The sequence below is a fragment of the Pseudogemmobacter lacusdianii genome, from assembly GCF_030848395.1.
Lineage (GTDB): Bacteria > Pseudomonadota > Alphaproteobacteria > Rhodobacterales > Rhodobacteraceae > Pseudogemmobacter > Pseudogemmobacter lacusdianii.
In genome coordinates this window covers 72466-92138 of the sequence record NZ_JAVDBT010000001.1, presented here as the reverse complement: position 1 = coordinate 92138, position 19673 = coordinate 72466, and the positions used below count along the sequence as shown (strand labels likewise).

The window sequence follows — 19673 nt, the reverse complement described above, 5'->3', positions numbered from 1 at the left end:
GGCCGCCAGAGGCCGCCGCCGCCTTATGCGCCCTTTCGCGCATAAGGCGGCTTCAAAAACCTGCGGCGGCAGCCGCGCCTTTGGATCACGCCGTCTGGCATCACGCGCTTTGGCTTGCCATAAGACCGCATGGTCCAGCTTCCGGTCACCCAGATCCTCCCCGCCTTGCGTGCCGCCCTGCGAGAGCGCGGCCTTGCCGTGCTGCAGGCCCCTCCGGGCGCGGGCAAAACCACCCTCGTGCCGCTCGACCTGCTCGCATCAGGGCTTTATCCGGACCGCATCTTAATGTTGGAACCTCGGCGGCTTGCGGCGCGCGCCTCGGCCGAGCGGATGGCAGAGGCTTTGGGAGAAAGCGTCGGCCAGACCGTTGGGTACCGGATCCGTGGCGATGCCAAAACCTCAAGCCAAACCCGGATCGAGGTGGTCACCGAGGGCATCCTCACCCGGATGATCCAATCGGATGCCGAACTTCCCGGCGTCTCTTGCGTGATCTTTGACGAATTCCACGAACGTTCGCTGCAAGCGGATCTCGGCCTTGCCCTCGCGCTTGAGATCCGCAGCGCCCTGCGCCCCGATCTCGCACTTTTGGTGATGTCCGCAACCCTCGACGCCGCCCCGGTGGCCGCGCTGATGGGCGATGCGCCGATCCTGACCGCCGAAGGCCGCGCCTTCCCCGTCGAGACGCGCTGGCTGCCCCGCCCAACCGACCCAAGCTTGCGCTTTGAAGCGGCCATAGCGGGGCTGATCCGGCAAGCCATTGATGAAACAGCACAAGGCGGCCTTCTCGCCTTCCTTCCCGGCGAAGGTGAGATCCGCCGCGTCGAAGCGATGCTCAGCGGCCTTCCCGGCTGCAGCATCCGCCCGCTCTTTGGCGCGATGGATTTCGCCGCCCAACGCGCCGCGCTTGCCCCGGCCGAAGGGCGCAAGATCGTGCTGGCCACCTCGATCGCCGAAACCTCTCTCACCCTGCCCGACATTCGCATCGTGGTCGACGGGGGCCGCGCCCGCCGCGCGCGCTTTGACCCCGCCTCGGGCATGTCGCGGCTCGTGACCGAGCGCGTCACCAAGGCCGAGGCCGAGCAGCGCCGCGGCCGCGCTGGCCGGGTGGCCGAGGGCATTTGCTACCGGCTTTGGAGCAAGGGCGAAGAGGGCGCACTCGCCGCCTTCCCCCCGCCCGAGATTGCGGCTGCCGATCTCGCCCCCTTGGCGCTGGAACTGGCGCAATGGGGCTCAGAGGCGTTGCCCTTCTTGACCCCGCCCCCCGCCGCCCCATTGGCCGAGGCCAAGGCTCTGCTCACCGATCTGGGTGCGCTGCAGCTTGGACGGATCACCGCACATGGCCGCAAACTCGCCGCCCTGCCTTTGCATCCGCGAATCGGCCATATGTTGACCGTCGCCGGCCCAGCCGCCGCCCCGCTGGCGGCTCTGCTGGAAGAGCGCGACCCTCTGCGCGGCGCGGGCCCTGACCTTCTCTTGCGGCTCAAGGCCCTTGATCGCCCTCCGGCCGAGGCGCACCGCCCCACGCTCGATCGCATCCGGCTTGAGGCGAAACGTCTCGCGCGGCTTGCCCCGCAGGCCGAGATCCAGGGGCTAAGCCCGGCCCAACAGGTGGCCCTCGCCTATCCTGATCGCATCGGCCTGCGGCGCAAGGGCGATGCGCCGCGTTACCTGCTCTCAGGCGGCAAAGGCGCGGTTCTGCCCGCTGGCAGCAGCCTTGCCGCAGCGCGGCTGATCGTGGCCAGCGATCTCGACGGAGACCCGCGTGAGGCCAGCATCCGCCAAGCGATCGCTTTGCCGGAAGATGAATTCCGCGCGCTCTTTTCGACGCAAATTCAGTGGCAAGAGGCGGTCTCTTGGAGCCGACGCGAAGGTAAAGTCGCCGCGCGTCGGCAAGAGAGCTTTGGCGCCCTGATCCTTGACGACCGCCCTTGGCCGCAAGCGCCCGAGGAGGCGCTGGCCACCGCCGCGCTCGATGGGTTGCGCCAGATCGGCCTAAGCTGGACCGCCTCGGCCCGGCGTCTGCGCGCCCGCATTGCTTTGGCGCGCGACGACAGCTGGCCCGAGGTCAGCGATGAGGCGCTCCTTGCCTCGGCCGAGGCTTGGCTCCTGCCCTATCTGACCAAGGCCCGCACCGAGGCCGATCTGCGCAGCCTTGACCTGACCCCGGCGCTGAAGGCGCTTCTCAGCTGGGACCAGCAAGCCACGCTGGACCGGCTGGCGCCTGCCAGCTTCGTCACGCCCTTGGGCCGCGCCGTGCCGATTGATTACGACGGGGATCAACCCGGCATTGAGATTCGCTTGCAAGAAATGTTCGGCGTCACCCGCCACCCGGCGGTTGGTGCGCATCAGATGCCGCTGCGTGTGACGCTTTTATCGCCCGGTCAGCGCCCGGTGCAGGTCACGCTGGATCTGCCGGGCTTTTGGGCCAAGTCCTATGCCGATGTGCGCAAGGATATGCGCGGCCAATACCCGCGTCACCCTTGGCCAGAGGACCCGACCCAAGCCGAGCCCACCTTGCGCGCCAAGCCGCGCGGCACCTGAAGCGCCGCGCAAGGTTTCGTTTTGAGAAATCAGCGCCTTAGCCGGCGCAATACGCCTCGGCCATCGTGCCGAATTGCTTATAACGCTCCCAGAAAGCGTCATCTGCGGCGCGTTGCGAGACCCAAACCGCATGGGCGGCATCGGGGTCTTTGAAGAATTTAGCCGCGCGGCGCTGATCGGAATTGGTCAGCACCATATCCGCCACTTGTTGGATGCAGCCGCACAAAGGCCGGCTCGCCCCGGCGCGATCCGAACGAACGCAGGCGGATTCGACCGGCCCTGCCAGCGCAAAGCTGGTCATAAGCGGAAGCACAAGCGGAAGGGAAAGGGCAACAAAGCCCAGTCGCATCGTCGATTTCTTCATCATCTGCCTCATTGCCGGTGGCGTGGAGAACCTCAAGCGCCAGCGATCATTTTTCTGGGTCTGACTCTGACAAAAATCAGCGATTCTTTCAATGCTGCGCCGCAGCTCGGCCGCCATTTGCCGAAAGGCGCAAAACTTTGACAGCGAATCTGCGTCAAACCACAAGATAATGCGCCAATGCGGCGCTTTAACTTTGCCTCCTTGCCCGAGCGCAAAACCCGATCACGCAAAATGTTACCCTGCGATCTGGCCAGAATTGCCCCGGCAAGGGGCTGGAACCCAGCGCCGATTCGTGGCATTCACCTGCCCAGACAAGCCGGTTGCAGGTGGCTGTCGCTGGCTTCGTGCTTGACGAGACCGCGCTTTCGACTTACACGCCCGCAATCGAATTCGAGGGCCGGGATTCCCCGTTTCTCTTCCGTTTTGACGAATCGAAGGAATACCAGAATGTCGCGCGTCTGCGAACTTACGGGCAAAGGCCCGATGTCCGGCAACACCATCAGCCACGCCAACAACAAGACCCGTCGCCGGTTCTTGCCGAACCTCAACGAGATCTCGCTGATCTCGGATACGCTCGGCAAAGCTTTCCAGCTGCGCATCTCGGCTGCCGCTCTGCGCACCGTTGACCACCGCGGTGGTCTGGACGCCTTCCTTGCCAAGTCGAAAGACGAAGAGCTGTCGACCGCTGCGCTGAAAATCAAGCGCGAGATCGAAAAAGCTCAGGCTGCGGCCTAAGCCTTCTAGGCGATTTAAGTAAAGGCCCCGCCGGTCGCGACCCGGCGGGGCCTTTCGCATGCGCAAAGACCAGCGGGCCGGGTCAAAGACCGGGCTTTGCCCCCGGCCCCACAGGATATTTCTGTTCTGAAAGAGGGGGTTGTCTTTCAGCACTCATCTATCCCCGCCAGCGGCATCCCAGTCCGGCCAAAGCCGCGACCTTTGCCGCTTTCACGCTGCATAAGATGCCACAGGTCCGGAGCCAGCTTTCCCATAGGCTGCGCCCTCCCCTTCCCCTTCACCAAGGGGGGCGATATGCCTCGCTGACCCTCAGGAGGCCCAGATGACCCCGCAAGACGCCAAGAAAGCCCGGATCGCGATGGCTGCGATGTTTGCCAGCAATGGCGCATTGATGGGGGCTTGGGCGCCGCAGATCCCGCTTTTGTTGCCGCGCCACCAGATTGGCGAGACCCTGCTCGGCGGGCTGATCTTGATCTTGGGATTGGGGGCGGTGACGTCAATGCTGTTCACCGGACGGCTGATCGGGCGCTATGGCTCGGTGCCGGTGTTGCGGATGTTTGCTCTGGCGGTGATTCCTGTGCTGCCGCTGGTTGTCCTTGCGCCTTCGCTTTGGACCGTGGCCTTGGCGATGGCGATCTTTGGCGGCTTCGTCGGCTCAATGGATGTGGCGATGAACGCCAATGCTGTGGAAGTTGAGCGCAGGCTCGGCCGCGCGATCATGTCCTCGTCGCATGGATTTTGGAGCTTGGGCGGCTTTGTCGGGGGCACCTTGGGAAGCTTCCTCATTGCCCAAGCGGGCGCAACAACCCAAGCTTTGGTCATCGCAGCCTTGGCAGCTGTGATGATCCTCACCGCATTGCCCCATCTGCGCGGTGAGCCGCCGCAGCCGCAAACCAGCCAAGCCCAGCCCCGCGGTGCGCTTTTGCCGCGCGATACCGGCCTTTGGCTCTTGGGCATCATGGCGCTGTTTTGCATGGTGCCCGAAGGGGCCGTGCTCGACTGGGCCGCGCTTTATTTGGGCAAAGAACTCATGGCGAGCCCCTTCACTGCTGGCCTTGGCTTTGCCTTCTTCTCGGGCGCGATGGCGGTGATGCGCTTTATGGGAGACGGTCTGCGCAACCGTTTTGGCGCGGTGCGGACCTTGCAGATCTCGGGCCTGTTGGGCGCGGCGGGTCTGGTGATTGCCGCTGCTGCCCCGCATCCCTATGTGGCGCTTTTCGGCTTTGTGCTGGCGGGGTTGGGCGTGGCCAATATGGTGCCCATCATGTTTTCAGCTGCGGGCAACTATCCCGGCCACGCTGCGGGCACCGCAATTTCCACTGTGACGATGGTGGGTTACGCGGGCATCCTGATCGCGCCCTCCTCGATCGGCTGGCTTGCCGAGCATCTGGGCTACCGGCCCACCTATGCCGGCTTGGCGCTCTTGCTTTTGGTTGTCACCGCCAATGCCGGCCGGGCTGCGCGCGCGGATGAGCTGCAAAAGGTCAGCGGGCCGCAGGCCGAGAAGCTGGCTTGATCTTCAAAGGCAGGGGCGCGAAAGACCGCCCCCCCCCGCCCCCCTTTGGCCGGCCAAGGCGGTCCAACCGCCGCTTGGCACCTTAGGCCGCGACCCCCATGAAATCGGCCTTGCCGACCTCAATCCCGTTGTGGCGCAGGATGTTATAGGCGGTGGTCAGGTGGAAGTAGAACTGCGGCACCGCATAAAGCGACAGGTAATCGCGCCCCGCCATTTGCATCTCACGCCCGGCTGAGGGGAAGGTGACGACCCGCTCCCCCGCTTCTTCGTAAAGCGCAGGATCAAAGCTGGCGATATAGTCGCGTGCCAGCGCGATCCGGGCTTGCAGCTCGGCAAAGCTGCTCTCGGTATCCTCGAATTTACGCGGGGTGATGCCGGCGAGCCGTGCCGAGGCGCGCGCGGCAAAGTCGCAAGCCAGTTGCACCTGCGCGGTCAGCGGAAACATATCGGGGAAAAGCCGAAATTGCAGGATGGCATCGGGGGTGATCTTGCGCGCCTCACAATGCGCCTCGGCCTTGCTCAGAAGGCCAGAGAGGCCCGCCAAGAAGCGATCAAAGGTCAGGACGGAAAGCGCGTGCATCATGCTTATGCTCCGGTAAATGGGCTCGGCGCTATCGTGCCGCAATGGGCCGCAGGCGCAAGGGTGAAACGGAAACGGCCAGCCCCTTGCAGGCTGGCCGTCCGCTACCTTGCTCTATGATCGCTCAGCCGCCAAGGCACCAGCGCATCACGGCTTTTTGCGCATGGAGGCGGTTTTCAGCCTCATCGAAGATCACCGAATGCGGGCCGTCCATCACCGCCGAGGTCGCCTCATCATTGCGATGCGCGGGCAGGCAATGCATGAACAATGCGTCGGATTTGGCGCGGCTCATCAGCTGCTCATTCACCTGATAGGGGCGCAGCTGGTTGTGGCGGCGCTCTTTGGCACTCTCGGGGTCATGCATCGAGACCCAAGTGTCGGTGACCACCAGATCAGCGCCTTCCACGGCGGTGAAAGGATCGCGCTGGATGGTGACCTTGCTGCCCTTTTCCCGCGCGAACTGGATGAACTTATCTTCCGGATCAAGGGTTTCCGGGCCAGTGAAGGTGAAGTCAAAGCCAAATTGCCCAGCCGCATGCAGGAAGCTTGCGGCGACGTTATTGCCATCGCCACACCAGACCACCTTCTTGCCGGCAATCGGACCGCGATGCTCTTCATAGGTCATCACATCGGCCATGATCTGGCAGGGATGGGTGCGGTTGGTCAGGCCGTTGATCACCGGCACCGTGGCATGTTCGGCCATCTCAAGGAGCGTGGCCTCCTCAAAGGTGCGGATCATGATGAGGTCAACATAGCGCGACAGCACCCGGGCGGTATCGGCAATGGTCTCGCCATGCCCAAGCTGCATTTCCTTGCCCGAGAGCACCATGGTCTCGCCGCCCAACTGGCGCACGCCGACGTCAAAAGACACACGAGTGCGGGTCGAGGGCTTTTCGAAGATCAGCGCGACCATATGGCCCTTGAGCGGCTGGTCATCATCCGGCGCGCCTTTCGGCCGGCCCTTGCGGGCGGCTTTCATGGCATGGGCGGCATCGATCATGCCGCGCAACTGGGCGGCATCGGTTTTGTGGATATCAAGAAAGTGGTTCATGTTGTTTCGCTTTTCTAGCGGCAGCCGGGGGTTTCACACCCCCGGACCCCCGTGGAGTATTTGGATCAAGATGAAACGTTTGCGGCTTTGCCGGCCGTACTGCAGGCCAGATCAAGGCGGGTGAGCGCCTCGGCAATATCCACATCGGGGATGTTAAGGGCGGGCAGAAGGCGCAAGACATTATCCGCCGCCGCGACCGTGAGAACGCCCGCGTCATAGCCCGCCGCGACAAGATCCCCGCTCGGGATCTTGCACTTCAGCCCCAGCATCAGCCCCTCGCCCCGCACGGCTTCAAGGACATCGGGATGGCTTGCGACCAGTGCCTCAAGCCCTTGGCGGAAGAGACCGGCCTTGCGGTTGACCTCGGCCAAGAAGGCGGGGGCCGAGATGATCTCGATCACTTTGGCGCCCACCGCGCAACCGAGGGGGTTGCCGCCATAGGTGGAGCCATGCGTGCCCGCGCCCATGCCAACCGCTGCGGCCTCTTTGGCCAAGACCGCGCCCAGCGGGAAGCCACCGCCGATGCCCTTGGCGACCATCATGATATCGGGAGCGACGCCCGACCATTCTTGCGCGAAAAGCTTGCCGGTGCGGCCGACACCGCATTGAACTTCATCGAAGATCAGCAAAGTGCCGGTGGCATCGCAGCGTTCACGCAGCGCTTTGAGCATCGCGTCACCCGCCGGGCGAATACCGCCCTCGCCCTGCACCGGCTCAATCATCACCGCACAGGTTTGCTCGGTGATCGCGGCCGTTGCCGCCTCAATATCGCCCCAAGCCAATTGCCGGAAGCCCGGCATCAAAGGCCCGAAGCCCTTCACCATTTTCTCGGAACCCGCCGCCGCAATCGCCCCGGTCGAGCGGCCGTGGAAGGCGCCTTCAAAGGCCAGGATCTCGATCCGCTCGGGCTGGCCCTTCTCATAATGGAAGCGGCGCGCCATTTTGATCGCCAGTTCCGCCGTCTCGGTACCCGAATTTGTGAAGAACACCGTATCGGCAAAGCTGCGCTCGACCAGCAAAGCGGCCAGCCGCTCTTGCTCGGGGATCGTATAGATGTTCGAGACATGCCAGAGCTTCTGTGCCTGCTCGGTCAGGACCTGCACCAGTTCACGCGGGGCATGGCCCAAGGCGTTGACGGCGATGCCCGAGCCCAAATCGAGGAAACGTCGCCCATCCGTTGCAGTCAGCCAGCAGCCTTGCCCGGTCTGAAACGACAAAGGCGCGCGGTTATAGGTTGGCAGGACGGGAGCGATCATCTTGAATTCCTTAAGACGGAAGCCCTAGGCGTAGGCCCGGGCGAATTGATCTGTCAATGTCTGGAAGAGGTGTTTGCAGGCTTCATCAGCCGCGCAAACGGGGACCAGCCGTATTATCGGCGTCGGAAGAGGGCGATGTAGGGCGCGCTGGTCATGCCGCCCGCATAACGCAACCGCGCCTTCAGGAAAAGATGATTCCGCGTCTTGCCGGTGTAAGATGCCTCGGGCGGGGTCAGTAGGCTCTGAAAAAGCCGCAACTCTTGCGGTTTGCAGAACGTAAACATCCCCTGGCGCGGCCGGGGGGCCAAGCCTCCCCGGCCTTCTTTCACAAGCCCTTCACTGGCCAACACCGCCCGCGGCCGCCAGACCATCGGCGGCTAAACTCCGAATTTCTTGGTGAACCTGACGTTTGCGCGCAATTAGCGGCACGACCCGCCCTTGCGGCCCCCCTCGGCAAGAGGATAAGATGCCCCCAACCTCAGACAGGCGGAGAGACAGATGTCCTGGACCGACGAGCGCGTCGAGACGCTCAAGCGCATGTGGGCCGAAGGCCAGTCGGCCAGCCAGATTGCCAAAGAGCTGGGCGGCGTGACCCGCAATGCGGTGATTGGCAAGGTGCACCGGCTGGGCCTGTCGAACCGCGTCGGCGGCAAGGAAGAAGACGAAGCGGCGCCCGCCGCAGCGGCTCCGGCTGCGGCCCCGCCACGAGTCGAGCCTCCTGTTGCTCCGAAGGCCGAGCCGGTGGCCCCGAAGCCCGAGCCGGTCGCCCCGCGCGCGCCCGTTGAACGCCCCGCGCCCGCCCCTGTGGCGGCCAATCCGGTGCCTCCGGTCACGGCTTTGCCGATCCCGATGCGCAAGGCGATCATCATCGCGGGCCAGCCGCTGCCGCCGCAGCCAAGCTTGAATGAAATCTCGCCCGAAGCTCTGGCCTCGGTGCGCGAGGTGGAAAAGCGCGCCCGCAAGCTGACCCTGATGGAGCTGACCGAGCGCACCTGCAAATGGCCGATCGGCGATCCGGCGACGGATGATTTCTGGTTCTGCGGCCTGCCGAGCTTGCCCGGCAAACCCTATTGCGAGGCGCATGTCGGCGTCGCCTTCCAGCCGATGAGCGCGCGTCGCGACCGTCGCCGCTAGGGTCTCGCCAAACCGAAGAGAAAAACCCGCGCAAGCCATGCTTGCGCGGGTTTTTCTTTTTGATCAGATATTTGCACCTCAAGGGCGGCTTAATCGCCGCCCAAAATGCCCTCAAGCATCCGCCGCGCTTCACTGTCCAAAGCCTCGCGCGCGCGGCGGCGGGCGGCATCTGACAGCCCCTCGCCTTCCAGCGCTTCAACGCCGAAATCGTCGCGCAGCTTGGCCTCCAGCGCGGCCTTGGCGCGGGCTTCCGCCTCTTTGGCCTCGGCCTCCATCTTCTCGCGCGCAATCGATTCCAGATCCAGCCGGAAGCTGAGATCCGACCACGGCCCGGTGATCACCAAAGGCACCATCACCCCGCCCGAACCATCCGCGCCCGCCAAAGCCGTCGGTCGCAGCCGGTAGCTCAGCCGCCGCGCGCCGAGATCGACCTCACCCGCGCCAGTTGCGGTGACATAAGGTGCAATCAGCTGCAAATCCCTGTTCGACAAGACCCCGTCTGCGATGGTGAAACTGGCGGCGATCCCGTCAAAGATCGTCCGCTGCCCCTCGCCCACATAGCTTGCGTCCAACCGCTGCAACATGCCGGCAATGTCCAGCCCCTTCAGCTCACCCTGCCCCAGCGACAAAGCGCCATCGCCCTTCAGCCCCGCCATGATCTCATCCATCGAATTGCCGACGCCAAGGAAATTGAAGGTCAGATTGCCCTGCGCGATCAGCCGATCCCAGCCCGAGACATCCATCAACAAGGGCTGCATCTGCATCCCCGCCAGCGAGAGCTTGCCGCCGACAGAGAGCCCGCCGCGTCCATTTACAACAAATTCCCCCGTGATCGCGCCACCGTAAGCCGATAATTTGCGAATATCGAACACGGCGCGGGATCGGTCCAGGGTCATCACCACACGGGTCTCGCCCAGCTTCACCAGCCCCAGATCAACCGCGCCAGCGACCAAAGCCAGTTCGGCATCAACAATGCCAAGGCCCGAAACATCGATCCTCTCGGTCGGCCAGCCTTCGGCCTTCATGCCGCCGCTGGCGCCACCGCCCTGCCCGCCGCCAAGTCCGGTCAGCGACAGGCTTTGCGCCGCCAGTTGTGCCGAAAGCTTGGGCCGGTCCTTGCCGGGTTTAAGGTCCAGATCCCCCGTCAACACATTGCCATCGGCCCGCAAAGTGGCCGAGCGCAGATAGGCCGCGCCCTTGCCATCCAGCGTCAGCTGCCCCTCAAGGCCGATGCCGGTCTTGCCCAAGCCTTGCGGCAGTTCCGGCGTCGCCGCGCCCGCCAAAGCCGCCACAGTGGCCAGATCCGACAGATCTGCCACCAACGCCCCCTCGGCCGCCATCGGCTGCCAGCCGCCGCGCCCTTCAAAGCGCAAGGAAGAGCCGCCGACCTTGGCCGACAGCGTCACCGGCACCACGCGCCCTTCCGTGAAAGTGGAAAACGCCCCCGCTTCAGCCGCCAAGCTGACTGCATGGCCCTGCAACAGCGCCGAGGCGGTCAGGGTGAAAGCCCCGGCAAAATCCGGGATCGCCAACCGCAAATCCACCGCATCCAAAGCCACATCGCGGCCCGTGGAATGGTCAATGAAGCGCAAAGTGCCGTTGCGGATCAGCCCCTCTTCCAAAGTGTAGGACCGCCCCACTCCGGGCGTCTCAGCGCTGACCTCACCTGCCGCACCGCCGCCGCCAAAGACCCAATTCTCGCGACCATCCTTGGCCCGCTCAAGCAGGATCTGCGGCCGCTCGGCGCGCAGGCCCAGCACTTTCACCTCGCCTCCCAGCAAGGCCGAGGCATTGAATTCAATGGTTAAACTGTCGGCACGCAGCATCGGCCCAGCTTCGGACCACTCCGCATTGGCAATGCTCACCGGCCCGGTCGTCACGCCTAAGACCGGCCAAAACTGGGCCGAGACTTTGCCTTCGATCTGCAAGGCGCGGCCGGTCAGCCGTTCAAATTCGGCTGCCGCCGTCTGCGCAATCCGTTCCGAGGGGATCAACAGTAAAACCCCCACCGCCAGCACAGCCAGCACCACCAAAGCCCCAACTGCCCGCAACAGCCACCGCATCGGCGCCCCACTTTCTAGGTTTATGAATTATGAAGCGTTATAAATCGTTAAAAATCCTAAAGCCGGGCCGGAGTCTCGGCAAGCAAGCGCAGCAGACCGCCGCATCACATGACTGCGATGACCCGGACTGACGCTTGCGTGAGCGGGGCTTCCACGCGCCTTCCAGAAGCTGTTAAGCTGAGCCAGCCTAAGGCCGCGATCGCGCCGACAAAGCGGCCCAGGCTCCCCTCTTCGCGCATTTTCTTGGTCTTGAATGTCCGTGTTCCGCCCGTTCGCCGCCCTCCTCAGCCTTCTCGGCCTTGCCGCCTGCGCAAGCCCAGTGGAGCCGCTCCCCACGCCCCGCCCCGACAGCGCCGAGGCCCGTTTTGTTGCCGTCGCAGCCCGGATTGAACCGGTTGCCGAGGCCTTTTGCCGAGAATTGCGCCGCGGCCCAAAGAATTGCGATATCCAGATCGCCGTCGATGACCGCCCCGGCCAAGCCCCCAACGCCTTTCAAACGCTGGACGGACGCGGCCGGCCCTATGTGGTCTTCACCCTCTCGCTGATCAAAATGGCGCGCAACGCGGATGAACTGGCCTTCGTCATGGGCCACGAATCAGCCCATCACATCGCGGGCCACATCCCCCGGCGGCTGGAAAGTGCCCAAGCCGGAGCGATGCTCGCCGGCGTTTTGGCAGCGCAAGGCGGCTGGACGCCCGAAGAAATCCTCCAAGCTCAAGCCATCGGCGCCGACATCGGTGCGATGCGTTATGCGCAAGAGTTTGAGCTTGAGGCCGACGCGCTTGGCAGTGCCATCGCGCTGCGGGCGGGCTATGATCCCATCATCGGCGCCCGGTTTTTCGACCGGCTGCCCGATCCGGGCCAAGGTTTTCTCAACAGCCATCCGCCCAATGCCCGCCGCAAAGCGGTGGTGGCTGAGGTCGTCGCCCGTGCGAGCGGCAGCTAAGACGCCCCCGTTCAGAAAGCCGTAACTGCTTGATCTGCATCAAAGCCCGCGCCGCCTGCCCCTGTCAGCCTTGGCCTTAGCCCAATTCTGCAAGGAGCCCCCATGTTCGGTTTCCCCGAAAGCCCCCGCGCTTGGCCCCTCACCCGCGTCATGGCGGGCCGGGCCGGTTTGAACCTGCGCCAAGCCGTGCTCGAGGGCTGGCTGTCGCGCCAAGAGCTGGCCTGTTTCATCTCGCGCTGCGAAAGCTGCGCCTGCCACGCGCCCTGCGACCGCTGGCTCAGTACCAGCCCAGCACCCGGCGAAATCCCCAGTCACTGCCCCAACAAATCCGGCCTCGAGGCCCTTGCTCCCTGAGTGTTTTCGCCGTTCAGGCCCCATCTTGCTTGACCAAACCGCCTTGCTTGACCAAACCGTCTTGCTTGACCAAATCGCAGGCGCGGGCCAGAAGACGGCATGATCCGCATTGACGATGTTCTGCGCGACCGCGGCTCGCGCTATGCCGTCTCCGGGGGGCCTGTCGAGGGCCGCGCCGGGGCCGAAGCCTTTATCAAAGCCTTGAAACGCGAAAAGAAATTCGCCAAGGCCACCCATAACAGCTGGGCCCTGCTCTGCCAAAGCGAAGGCCCGATCAAGAATGATGACGGCGAAAGCGGCGCTGGCGCGGTGATCCTAAAGATGCTCGAGCGCGAGGGTTTGCGCGATTACGTCATCGTCGTGACCCGCTGGTATGGCGGCGTGCATCTCGGCGGCGACCGCTTTGCCCATGTCGTGACCTGCGTGCGGGCTTTGCTCGACGCCAAACGGGCGGGTGGCTAACCCGACCCGCTCCAACCGGGGCTGGAGCGGGGGATCTGCACCTAAACCCGACGCCAAAGGTTAACCGCGAAAATCGCCGTGCCGATGATCAGCGCGCCTTCGGCCAAAGGCAGCACGGGCCCGACGGTGCTGGCTGGCAACCGGCCCGACATCATCAAATAAAGCGCAATCAACAACACCAGCGCCCCCAATTGGTGCAGCCAGAAATGCGTTTTGCCCATCCAGCCCTCTGCCAGTCCCGGAATAAACCGGTACAAAAGCCCAAAGACCACCATCAGCGTGAAGCCCAAAAGGTTAATATGAGCATGGACCGAGACCAAAGAATGGTCGCCCGAGCCGCCCATATAGATGCCCAGCATCATGCCCACGAGCAAATAAAGCGCCGCAATTTTCAGAAATGCCGAAGATACATTCATATTTCGCTCCAAAGTTATGATGTCGGCAAAATGCCAAAATGAACCGGATGCAAAATCAAGCGCGCGCTTGGGCAAAATCAACCCAAGCGCGTCGCGAGCAAGGCTTACAACTTTAAATAAAGCGCCCGCATGGGGCGAAGGTCAACGGATTTTAGATTTAAACCCGGCTGCCCCAAAGGTCATATTCCCCGGCCTCATCGACCTCAACGGTGACGATATCGCCGGGCTTCAGCCCCTCAAAACCCTCATCGATGAACAAATTGCCATCGATTTCCGGTGCATCGGCTTTGGTGCGGCAAGTAGCGCCTTCGGCGTCCACCTCATCCACGATCACCTCAAGCCGCTGGCCGACTTTTGCCGCCAATTTCGCTTCCGAGATCGCTTGCGCCTTCTCCATGAAGCGCGCGTAACGCTCTTCCTTCATCTCTTCCGGGACATGATCCGGCAGGTCGTTCGAGCGCGCGCCCTTCACATTCTCATAGCGGAAGGCGCCGACACGCTCGAGCTGCGCCTCATCCATCCAATCGAGAAGGGTCTGGAATTCTTCTTCCGTTTCACCGGGATAGCCGACGATGAAGGTCGAGCGCAGCACGATTTCCGGGCAATCGCGACGCCAAGCCGCAATCTCATCCAAAGTCCGAGCCGAGGCCGCGGGCCGCGCCATCCGCTTCAAGACATCCTGATGCGCATGTTGGAAGGGGATGTCGAGATAGGGCAGGATCAGCCCCTCGGCCATCGCGGGGATCAGCTCGCGCACATGCGGATAGGGATAGACGTAATGCATCCGAACCCAAGCGCCAAGGCTGCCAAGGTCACGCGCAAGGCTCAGGATCGGGAATTTCTCCTCGCGCCCCTTCCAATCGGTGCCGTAAGCCGAGGTGTCTTGGCTGATGATGAGCAGCTCTTTCACGCCCGCTTCGACCAGCTTTTCCGCTTCCCGCAGCACCGCTTTCGCCGGGCGCGACTGCAGCCGGCCGCGCATATCGGGGATGATGCAGAATTTGCATTTATGATCACAGCCTTCCGAGATTTTCAGATAGCTGAAATGCCGCGGCGTCAGGCGAACACCCGAAGCGGGCAAAAGATCAATGAAGGGATCGGGCGACGGCGGCACCGCCAAATGCACCGCATCAAGCACGGATTCATATTGATGCGGACCGGTCACCGCCATCACTTTGGGATGCGCGCCGGTGATATATTCGGGCTCAGCGCCCAAACAGCCGGTGACAATAACCCGGCCATTTTCATTCAAAGCCTCGCCAATCGCCTCAAGGCTCTCGGCGCGGGCGGAATCGAGGAAGCCGCAGGTGTTCACGATCACCGCATCGGCACCCTTGTAATCGGGGCTGATCGCATAGCCTTCAGCGCGGAGCCGGGTCAGGATCCGCTCGGAATCGACCAAGGCTTTCGGGCAGCCAAGACTGACCATGCCAATCGTCGGCTGGCCCTCGCGCCGCTGATCGGCAGGGACATGGGCACGGGCAAGGTCGGGGCGAATGATGGGCGGATTTTGCGACATGGGCGGTGCTATAAACCATGCGCGCCCGCGCAGGAAGGGCGATGACGTGATCCAATTGTGCGGCTACCGCCGCGTTCTTTGGTCTTGGCAAATGTTGCACAGCCTGGCTGAGGGTGCCGGTGGGGGTTTCACCCCCACACCCCCGAGGATATTTTTATTCTGAAAGGGGCATGGAGGCGCCTTCGCGCCTCCCTTCCGCGGCAGCGCCGACTTTGCCCCCTCGATGGGGGCGAAGCCGGCTCCTTGGCTAACGGTCGAAGTAAAGTGCGAGTTCGTCGATCCAAGCTTCGGCAAAAGCGTCGAATCGCGCGTTGGGTTGCCGCGCCTCCAAGGTGCGAGCCATCGGATCGGGCGCGCGGATCGCGCTGCCGGTCAGCTCTTCCAAGACCGCATGGCCGCAGAATGGGACATGCACCTCCGAATAGCCGCCTTCATGCACCAAGACCAAGCGCCCGGCGCACAGCTCTTGCGCCGCCGCCTTCACTTGCGCGGTCATCTGCCGAAACGTCTCGGTCGTGGCCAGCATCCGCCCCAGCGGGTCGAAGGCCGAGGCATCATAGCCGCAGGCAACCACGATCACATCCGGTTGGAACCGGTGCAAAGCTGGCAGAACGATGCGCTCCATCGCGGCGATATAGCCCTTATGTCCCAGCCCCGGCGGCAGCGGCACATTGATATTGCTGCCTTTTGCAGCTCCCTCGCCACGCACATCCGCTTGGCCCGTGTCCAAAGGATAATTGGCCTCTTGGTGCAGGCTGATCGTCAGCACCTCGGGGTTGTTCAGGAAAATCGCTTCGGTGCCATTGCCATGATGGACATCCCAATCGACCACCGCGACCCGTGCCGCGCGCCCTTCGGCGCGGGCGGTCTCAATCGCGATGGCGATATTGGCCATCAGGCAAAAGCCATTCGGCCAATCGGGCAGACAGTGATGTCCCGGAGGCCGCGACAAGGCATAGGCATTGGCGACCTCGCCTTTCAACACCGCCCGCAAGGCCTCAACCGCCAGCCCGGCCGAAAGGGCGGCGATCTCAAACCCTCCGGGACTGAAAGGCGTGCGCAGACCCAGCTCGCCGCCCCCCGCATCTGAAGCAGATTTGAACCGGGTCAGATAGCTCTCAGGGTGGACACGCGCCAATTCCTCCCAACGCGCCCCCGGCGCCGAACCTGTCCGCATCTCCGCCCAAAGCCCTGACACTTCGGCAAGGTTTTTCAGCCGCCGCTTGGTTTCAGGGCTTTCGGGCAGGCCTGCGTTCATCGGCTGAACAAAGCCGCCCACTGGCAGGGTCAGCGCGTAATTGCCGCCCCCGTGCCAAAAGCAACGCTCGTCCCAGTAAAAGGCGGTCGTCATCATGTCTCTCCCTTTGGCACAAGGTTTGACATGGCCCAAAGCCAAGGTCAAAAAGAGCTTATGGCCCGCCCTTCCCTTCCCGATCTGACCGCCCTCGCCCAGCCGCAGGCGACCATCGCCATCCGGGTCACGCCCAATGCGCGGCAAGCCGGGCTCACCACGGGCGATCCCATTCGCATCTCTGTAACGGAGGTGGCCGAGGATGGCCGCGCCACCGCCGCGGCCCAAGCGCTTCTGGCCCGCGCTTTAGGGGTGGCCAAAACTCGGCTGACCTTGATCCGGGGGGCCACCTCACGCGACAAGGTTTTCCAACTGGATTAACGCCTTAGGCCCTGCCACCCGGAACGCCCCTTTCATCCGTCATGTCGGCGAAATGGCGCGCTTTGTGCCAGCCGGTCGTCAAGCATCCGCACCAGCCCCAACACTCCTTCGGCCGAACGGTGTAAGGCATGGCTTGCCGCCGACAGATCCGCATCTTTTGTCTGCTGCGCCAGTCCGGACAAGAACCCGGCAAGATAGCGCCGCTCTTTCGCATCAGGCCCGGCGCCCATCGCGATGGCCGCGCGCTGCAAATCATCATGCAGCGCCGCGCGATCGACCGTCACTTCGCCTTCCTGCAAAGGCACGCTGCAGCGGTCCGGCAGCAACGCCAGTATCGCGCGTTGAAAGGCCGCCAAGCCAGCAATCGGCTTTTCCAAAAACCCATCCGCCCCGGCGGCCAGCGCCAATGCCTCGCCCATCGGGTCGCCGCTCATCGCCAAAAGCGCCGGCCGCTCCCTCTCAGAGGCCATAGCGCCGATCAGATCTTCCCCCCGGCCATCGGGCAGGCCCAGATCCACCAAGACCGCATCCGGCCGGTAAACCCGCAAATGCGCCTGCGCATGTTCCAAAGTTTCCGCCCGTCGCAACCGCGCCCCCGACCGCTGGCTCAAAAGACGCAAAGCTTCCGAGGCGAAGCGGCTGTCTTCCACCGCCAAAAGCGTGATCCCCTGCAAGGGCAGCCGGTCAAAGGCCAATCCCGGCACGGGGGGCGCCAACACAAAGGGCTGCGGAGCAATCGTGGGCAGGTTCAGCGGCATCGCAGCTCTCCCTCCTAGCATCAAGAATGCCACTCTAGCGCCAAAGATCTAAACGTAAGATTAACAACGCCCCTGCGACGCGCTGGCCCCTTGCGACGCGCCCAAAGCCCAAGCATAACCGCGCCAAACGCCCTGAAAGGAGCCGTCATGATCGGACGCCTGAACCATGTGGCCATCGCCGTGCCCGACCTTGCCGCCGCGATCGCGCAATACCGCGACACTTTGGGGGCCGATGTCGGCGCGCCGCAAGATGAGCCCGATCACGGCGTGACCGTGGTCTTCATCACTTTGCCAAACACCAAGATCGAACTGCTCTACCCTTTGGGGGAGAACTCGCCCATCGCGGGGTTCTTGGCGAAAAACCCCTCGGGCGGCATTCATCACATCTGCTATGAGGTCGATGACATTCTGGCCGCGCGCGACCATCTTAAGGCACAAGGTGCGCGGATCTTGGGCTCGGATGAGCCGAAGATCGGGGCACATGGCAAGCCGGTGCTGTTCCTGCATCCCAAAGATTTCAACGGTTGCCTTGTCGAATTGGAGCAAGCATGACCATCACCGGCGCCATCGTCGTCTTCGCGGTTCTGTGGTTCCTGATCTTCTATCTGGTGCTGCAAATCCGCACGAGAACCCAAGCGGAAGAGGGTCACGTCGTGCCCGGCACGCCTCCGGGCGCCCCCGCGCGTGAGGATGTGGGCCGCAGCGTCAAGATCGCCACTCTGATCACGATTGTTGCATGGCTGGTGGTCGTGGGCGTCATCATGTCGGGCTGGATCAGCCTGCGCGACATCGACATTTTTGACCGGCTCGACATTCACAAGCGGTCCTAAGACCCGCCAATCCCAATGGGCCCCTCGCGCGGGGCCCATTTTTTTGCCAAGAGTTTTGCGCTTTAGATCTGGTTCTGGGCCGACCTAAGGCTTTGGAAAAGGTGGGTAAACGTCGCCACCCCCAGAACCGGCACCAAAAGGTTCAGCACCGGCACCGAAAGCGGCACCGCCATCAAAGTCCCGGCAAGCCAGATTCTCGCAGCATTCTTCTTACGCATCGCCGCCGCCTCGGCTTTCGGCAAGCGGCGCATGGCCACGCTCATGAAGAACTCTCGCCCCAGCAAAAGCCCGTTCACCGCCCAGAAGATCACCGGATAGAACGGGCCGGTGAGTGGCAAAAGTATAAGAAATGCCAAAAGGTTAACCAACAGCAAGAGGCCCAGCAGATTGACAGTCTCAATCATTGATGCGCCAAAGCTCGCGCCCTGCGCGGGCGGCAGCATCGGGTAATGCTTGGCCTCCACCGCGCGGGCGACGGTTTCGGTGAAAAGGCTGATGAAAGCCCCCGCCACCGGCACCATGAGAAAGATCGAAAGCCCCAGCATCACCAAAAGTGAGGCCCAGCCTAAGATGCTATGAACGCTTTGGATTTCACCGATCCAAGGCAGGTTTATCGCCTCAGGGGTCAGGCTTTGCAGCCCCCAAACCAGCAGCGCATAGACCCCGAAGAGAAGCGCAAAAGCCCCCGCGATCCCAGCCAAAAGCACCAGCAGAAAGCGCCGGTCGCCCATCTGGCCCAAGGCCTTGAAGAAAGCGCCTAAGATCAAGCGCTGACCCAAGTGGCAATGCGCGCCAAATCAGGCCGCGGCCGGTCCGGCGCATCCGCCGCCGGCGTGCCGATATGCACGATCCCGGCCACCGACTCGCCCTCAATGCAGCCAAAGGCCGCGGCACAAAAGGCCGCATCATGCGCCGGCCAGCCGGTCAGCCAATTGGCGCCCCAGCCCGCCGCCGTTGCGGCATTGACCAGTCCCAAGCACAAGGCCCCGGCGGAATACATCTGCTCAACCACCGGGATCTTGTCCGAGGCTTTGGGCGAGAAGATCACCACCACCGCAAGCTGACCCTTGTCATATTGCCCACGCCCTTTGGCGATCTTCTCGGCATCACCGCCCAGCTCGACCGCCCGCGCCTCCGCCAGATCCGCGATCCGCGCGAAGGCTGGCTTTTCCAGCACCAAAAGCCGCCACGGCTCGAGCTTGCCATGATCCGGCACCCGCAAAGCCGCGGTCAGGATCTCTTCCAAGGCGGTACGGTCCGGCACCGGCCCCGCGAAAAGTTTCGCTGGCCGCGAGCGGCGCGCGGAAAGGAAAGCAAAAGCTGCGGGATCACGGGCGGGCATATAAACTCCGGCAAAAGCTGCACTGGCGCTAACCTAGGCCCGCCGCACCCGCTTCGCCAGACCCCACACCAGAATTTCCCAAGGCTGGGGGCGCTTCGCCCCCCAGACCCCCCGAGGATATTTAAGGACAGATG

Annotated in this window: 21 protein-coding genes; 10 read left to right on the top strand and 11 right to left on the bottom strand. The window is 63.3% G+C overall.

Going from position 1 to position 19673, the window contains the following annotated elements; genetic code table 11:
• The first annotated feature begins 129 nt into the window (after nucleotides 1-129).
• Nucleotides 130-2541 (top strand): ATP-dependent helicase HrpB, encoded by a 2412-nt coding sequence (hrpB, locus tag Q9295_RS00420; protein WP_306678303.1) that lies wholly within the window; start codon nucleotides 130-132, stop codon nucleotides 2539-2541.
• Between the two features lie 37 nt (nucleotides 2542-2578).
• On the opposite strand, the gene Q9295_RS00415 is transcribed toward hrpB, so the two are convergent.
• A complete protein-coding gene (locus tag Q9295_RS00415; protein ID WP_373457395.1) occupies nucleotides 2579-2905 on the bottom strand; it encodes a hypothetical protein in 327 nt (108 codons plus the stop codon).
• A gap of 447 nt (nucleotides 2906-3352) precedes the next feature.
• On the opposite strand from Q9295_RS00415, the gene rpmB reads away from it, so the two are divergent.
• Both rpmB and Q9295_RS00405 read left to right on the top strand, forming a co-directional pair.
• On the top strand, nucleotides 3353-3640 hold the full coding sequence (gene rpmB, locus Q9295_RS00410; protein WP_306678301.1) for a 50S ribosomal protein L28: 288 nt from the start codon (nucleotides 3353-3355) through the stop codon (nucleotides 3638-3640).
• 322 nt (nucleotides 3641-3962) lie between these two features.
• Nucleotides 3963-5156 (top strand): MFS transporter, encoded by a 1194-nt coding sequence (locus Q9295_RS00405; RefSeq protein ID WP_306678300.1) that lies wholly within the window; start codon nucleotides 3963-3965, stop codon nucleotides 5154-5156.
• A gap of 82 nt (nucleotides 5157-5238) precedes the next feature.
• On the opposite strand, the gene Q9295_RS00400 is transcribed toward Q9295_RS00405, so the two are convergent.
• The 3 genes from Q9295_RS00400 to Q9295_RS00390 all read right to left on the bottom strand — a co-directional run bounded on the left by Q9295_RS00400 (nucleotide 5239) and on the right by Q9295_RS00390 (nucleotide 8043).
• Entirely contained in the window at nucleotides 5239-5739 is a 501-nt protein-coding gene (locus Q9295_RS00400) for a DUF1993 domain-containing protein (RefSeq protein ID WP_306678297.1), read from the bottom strand.
• 121 nt (nucleotides 5740-5860) lie between these two features.
• Nucleotides 5861-6787, bottom strand: coding sequence for an ornithine carbamoyltransferase (gene argF, locus Q9295_RS00395; protein ID WP_306678295.1), 927 nt, complete (start codon nucleotides 6785-6787; stop codon nucleotides 5861-5863).
• 65 nt (nucleotides 6788-6852) lie between these two features.
• Nucleotides 6853-8043 (bottom strand): aspartate aminotransferase family protein, encoded by a 1191-nt coding sequence (locus Q9295_RS00390; protein WP_306678293.1) that lies wholly within the window; start codon nucleotides 8041-8043, stop codon nucleotides 6853-6855.
• Between the two features lie 498 nt (nucleotides 8044-8541).
• Between Q9295_RS00390 and Q9295_RS00385 the strand changes: the two genes are divergently transcribed.
• Nucleotides 8542-9177 (top strand): GcrA family cell cycle regulator, encoded by a 636-nt coding sequence (locus tag Q9295_RS00385; RefSeq protein WP_306678291.1) that lies wholly within the window; start codon nucleotides 8542-8544, stop codon nucleotides 9175-9177.
• A gap of 89 nt (nucleotides 9178-9266) precedes the next feature.
• On the opposite strand, the gene Q9295_RS00380 is transcribed toward Q9295_RS00385, so the two are convergent.
• On the bottom strand, nucleotides 9267-11240 hold the full coding sequence (locus Q9295_RS00380) for an AsmA family protein (RefSeq protein ID WP_306678290.1): 1974 nt from the start codon (nucleotides 11238-11240) through the stop codon (nucleotides 9267-9269).
• A gap of 253 nt (nucleotides 11241-11493) precedes the next feature.
• On the opposite strand from Q9295_RS00380, the gene Q9295_RS00375 reads away from it, so the two are divergent.
• From Q9295_RS00375 to Q9295_RS00365, 3 genes are all read left to right on the top strand, one after another.
• On the top strand, nucleotides 11494-12186 hold the full coding sequence (locus Q9295_RS00375) for a M48 family metallopeptidase (RefSeq protein WP_306678288.1): 693 nt from the start codon (nucleotides 11494-11496) through the stop codon (nucleotides 12184-12186).
• Between the two features lie 102 nt (nucleotides 12187-12288).
• On the top strand, nucleotides 12289-12540 hold the full coding sequence (locus tag Q9295_RS00370) for a DUF6455 family protein (protein ID WP_306678286.1): 252 nt from the start codon (nucleotides 12289-12291) through the stop codon (nucleotides 12538-12540).
• 99 nt (nucleotides 12541-12639) lie between these two features.
• Nucleotides 12640-13002 (top strand): YigZ family protein, encoded by a 363-nt coding sequence (locus Q9295_RS00365; protein ID WP_306678285.1) that lies wholly within the window; start codon nucleotides 12640-12642, stop codon nucleotides 13000-13002.
• A gap of 41 nt (nucleotides 13003-13043) precedes the next feature.
• Here Q9295_RS00365 and Q9295_RS00360 read toward each other — a convergent pair whose 3' ends face one another.
• The 3 genes from Q9295_RS00360 to Q9295_RS00350 form a co-directional block, all read right to left on the bottom strand.
• Nucleotides 13044-13418: a hypothetical protein gene (locus Q9295_RS00360; RefSeq protein ID WP_306678283.1), complete on the bottom strand. Its 375-nt coding sequence runs from the start codon at nucleotides 13416-13418 to the stop codon at nucleotides 13044-13046.
• A gap of 157 nt (nucleotides 13419-13575) precedes the next feature.
• Nucleotides 13576-14937 (bottom strand): 30S ribosomal protein S12 methylthiotransferase RimO, encoded by a 1362-nt coding sequence (gene rimO / locus Q9295_RS00355; RefSeq protein WP_306678281.1) that lies wholly within the window; start codon nucleotides 14935-14937, stop codon nucleotides 13576-13578.
• A gap of 247 nt (nucleotides 14938-15184) precedes the next feature.
• On the bottom strand, nucleotides 15185-16288 hold the full coding sequence (locus tag Q9295_RS00350) for a histone deacetylase-like amidohydrolase (RefSeq protein ID WP_306678279.1): 1104 nt from the start codon (nucleotides 16286-16288) through the stop codon (nucleotides 15185-15187).
• A gap of 60 nt (nucleotides 16289-16348) precedes the next feature.
• On the opposite strand from Q9295_RS00350, the gene Q9295_RS00345 reads away from it, so the two are divergent.
• On the top strand, nucleotides 16349-16609 hold the full coding sequence (locus Q9295_RS00345) for a DUF167 domain-containing protein (RefSeq protein WP_306678277.1): 261 nt from the start codon (nucleotides 16349-16351) through the stop codon (nucleotides 16607-16609).
• A 32-nt stretch (nucleotides 16610-16641) separates the two neighbouring features.
• On the opposite strand, the gene Q9295_RS00340 is transcribed toward Q9295_RS00345, so the two are convergent.
• Nucleotides 16642-17367: a response regulator gene (locus Q9295_RS00340; protein WP_306678275.1), complete on the bottom strand. Its 726-nt coding sequence runs from the start codon at nucleotides 17365-17367 to the stop codon at nucleotides 16642-16644.
• 147 nt (nucleotides 17368-17514) lie between these two features.
• Here Q9295_RS00340 and mce point away from each other — a divergent pair, with 147 nt between their 5' ends.
• Together mce and Q9295_RS00330 are read left to right on the top strand one after the other, a co-directional pair.
• Nucleotides 17515-17919 (top strand): methylmalonyl-CoA epimerase, encoded by a 405-nt coding sequence (gene mce / locus Q9295_RS00335; protein WP_306678273.1) that lies wholly within the window; start codon nucleotides 17515-17517, stop codon nucleotides 17917-17919.
• The gene (locus Q9295_RS00330; RefSeq protein WP_306678271.1) at nucleotides 17916-18197 is read left to right on the top strand and encodes a DUF1467 family protein; all 282 of its coding nucleotides are present in this window, start codon (nucleotides 17916-17918) and stop codon (nucleotides 18195-18197) included. The genes mce and Q9295_RS00330 overlap by 4 nt, the downstream gene beginning before the upstream one ends.
• A 62-nt stretch (nucleotides 18198-18259) precedes the next feature.
• Here the strand turns inward: Q9295_RS00330 and Q9295_RS00325 are convergent, their stop codons facing one another.
• Nucleotides 18260-18964, bottom strand: a complete 705-nt coding sequence (locus tag Q9295_RS00325) for an EI24 domain-containing protein (RefSeq protein ID WP_306678270.1) — start codon at nucleotides 18962-18964, stop codon at nucleotides 18260-18262.
• A complete protein-coding gene (locus Q9295_RS00320) occupies nucleotides 18961-19539 on the bottom strand; it encodes a nitroreductase family protein (protein ID WP_306678268.1) in 579 nt (192 codons plus the stop codon). The genes Q9295_RS00325 and Q9295_RS00320 overlap by 4 nt, the downstream gene beginning before the upstream one ends.
• Nucleotides 19540-19673: the final 134 nt, after the last annotated feature.

Bases quoted from the DNA above. Each gene is read 5' to 3' on its own strand.
- argF (WP_306678295.1), bottom strand. From the start codon at position 6,787: ATGAACCACTTTCTTGATATCCACAAAACCGATGCCGCCCAGTTGCGC.
- Q9295_RS00405 (WP_306678300.1), top strand. From the start codon at position 3,963: ATGACCCCGCAAGACGCCAAGAAAGCCCGGATCGCGATGGCTGCGATG.
- Q9295_RS00350 (WP_306678279.1), bottom strand. From the start codon at position 16,288: ATGACGACCGCCTTTTACTGGGACGAGCGTTGCTTTTGGCACGGGGGC.
- rimO (WP_306678281.1), bottom strand. From the start codon at position 14,937: ATGTCGCAAAATCCGCCCATCATTCGCCCCGACCTTGCCCGTGCCCAT.
- Q9295_RS00365 (WP_306678285.1), top strand. From the start codon at position 12,640: ATGATCCGCATTGACGATGTTCTGCGCGACCGCGGCTCGCGCTATGCC.
- Q9295_RS00380 (WP_306678290.1), bottom strand. From the start codon at position 11,240: ATGCGGTGGCTGTTGCGGGCAGTTGGGGCTTTGGTGGTGCTGGCTGTG.
- hrpB (WP_306678303.1), top strand. From the start codon at position 130: ATGGTCCAGCTTCCGGTCACCCAGATCCTCCCCGCCTTGCGTGCCGCC.
- Q9295_RS00320 (WP_306678268.1), bottom strand. From the start codon at position 19,539: ATGCCCGCCCGTGATCCCGCAGCTTTTGCTTTCCTTTCCGCGCGCCGC.
- Q9295_RS00400 (WP_306678297.1), bottom strand. From the start codon at position 5,739: ATGATGCACGCGCTTTCCGTCCTGACCTTTGATCGCTTCTTGGCGGGC.
- Q9295_RS00345 (WP_306678277.1), top strand. From the start codon at position 16,349: ATGGCCCGCCCTTCCCTTCCCGATCTGACCGCCCTCGCCCAGCCGCAG.
- mce (WP_306678273.1), top strand. From the start codon at position 17,515: ATGATCGGACGCCTGAACCATGTGGCCATCGCCGTGCCCGACCTTGCC.
- Q9295_RS00375 (WP_306678288.1), top strand. From the start codon at position 11,494: ATGTCCGTGTTCCGCCCGTTCGCCGCCCTCCTCAGCCTTCTCGGCCTT.
- Q9295_RS00370 (WP_306678286.1), top strand. From the start codon at position 12,289: ATGTTCGGTTTCCCCGAAAGCCCCCGCGCTTGGCCCCTCACCCGCGTC.
- Q9295_RS00360 (WP_306678283.1), bottom strand. From the start codon at position 13,418: ATGAATGTATCTTCGGCATTTCTGAAAATTGCGGCGCTTTATTTGCTC.
- Q9295_RS00415 (WP_373457395.1), bottom strand. From the start codon at position 2,905: ATGAAGAAATCGACGATGCGACTGGGCTTTGTTGCCCTTTCCCTTCCG.
- Q9295_RS00385 (WP_306678291.1), top strand. From the start codon at position 8,542: ATGTCCTGGACCGACGAGCGCGTCGAGACGCTCAAGCGCATGTGGGCC.
- Q9295_RS00340 (WP_306678275.1), bottom strand. From the start codon at position 17,367: ATGCCGCTGAACCTGCCCACGATTGCTCCGCAGCCCTTTGTGTTGGCG.
- rpmB (WP_306678301.1), top strand. From the start codon at position 3,353: ATGTCGCGCGTCTGCGAACTTACGGGCAAAGGCCCGATGTCCGGCAAC.
- Q9295_RS00390 (WP_306678293.1), bottom strand. From the start codon at position 8,043: ATGATCGCTCCCGTCCTGCCAACCTATAACCGCGCGCCTTTGTCGTTT.
- Q9295_RS00330 (WP_306678271.1), top strand. From the start codon at position 17,916: ATGACCATCACCGGCGCCATCGTCGTCTTCGCGGTTCTGTGGTTCCTG.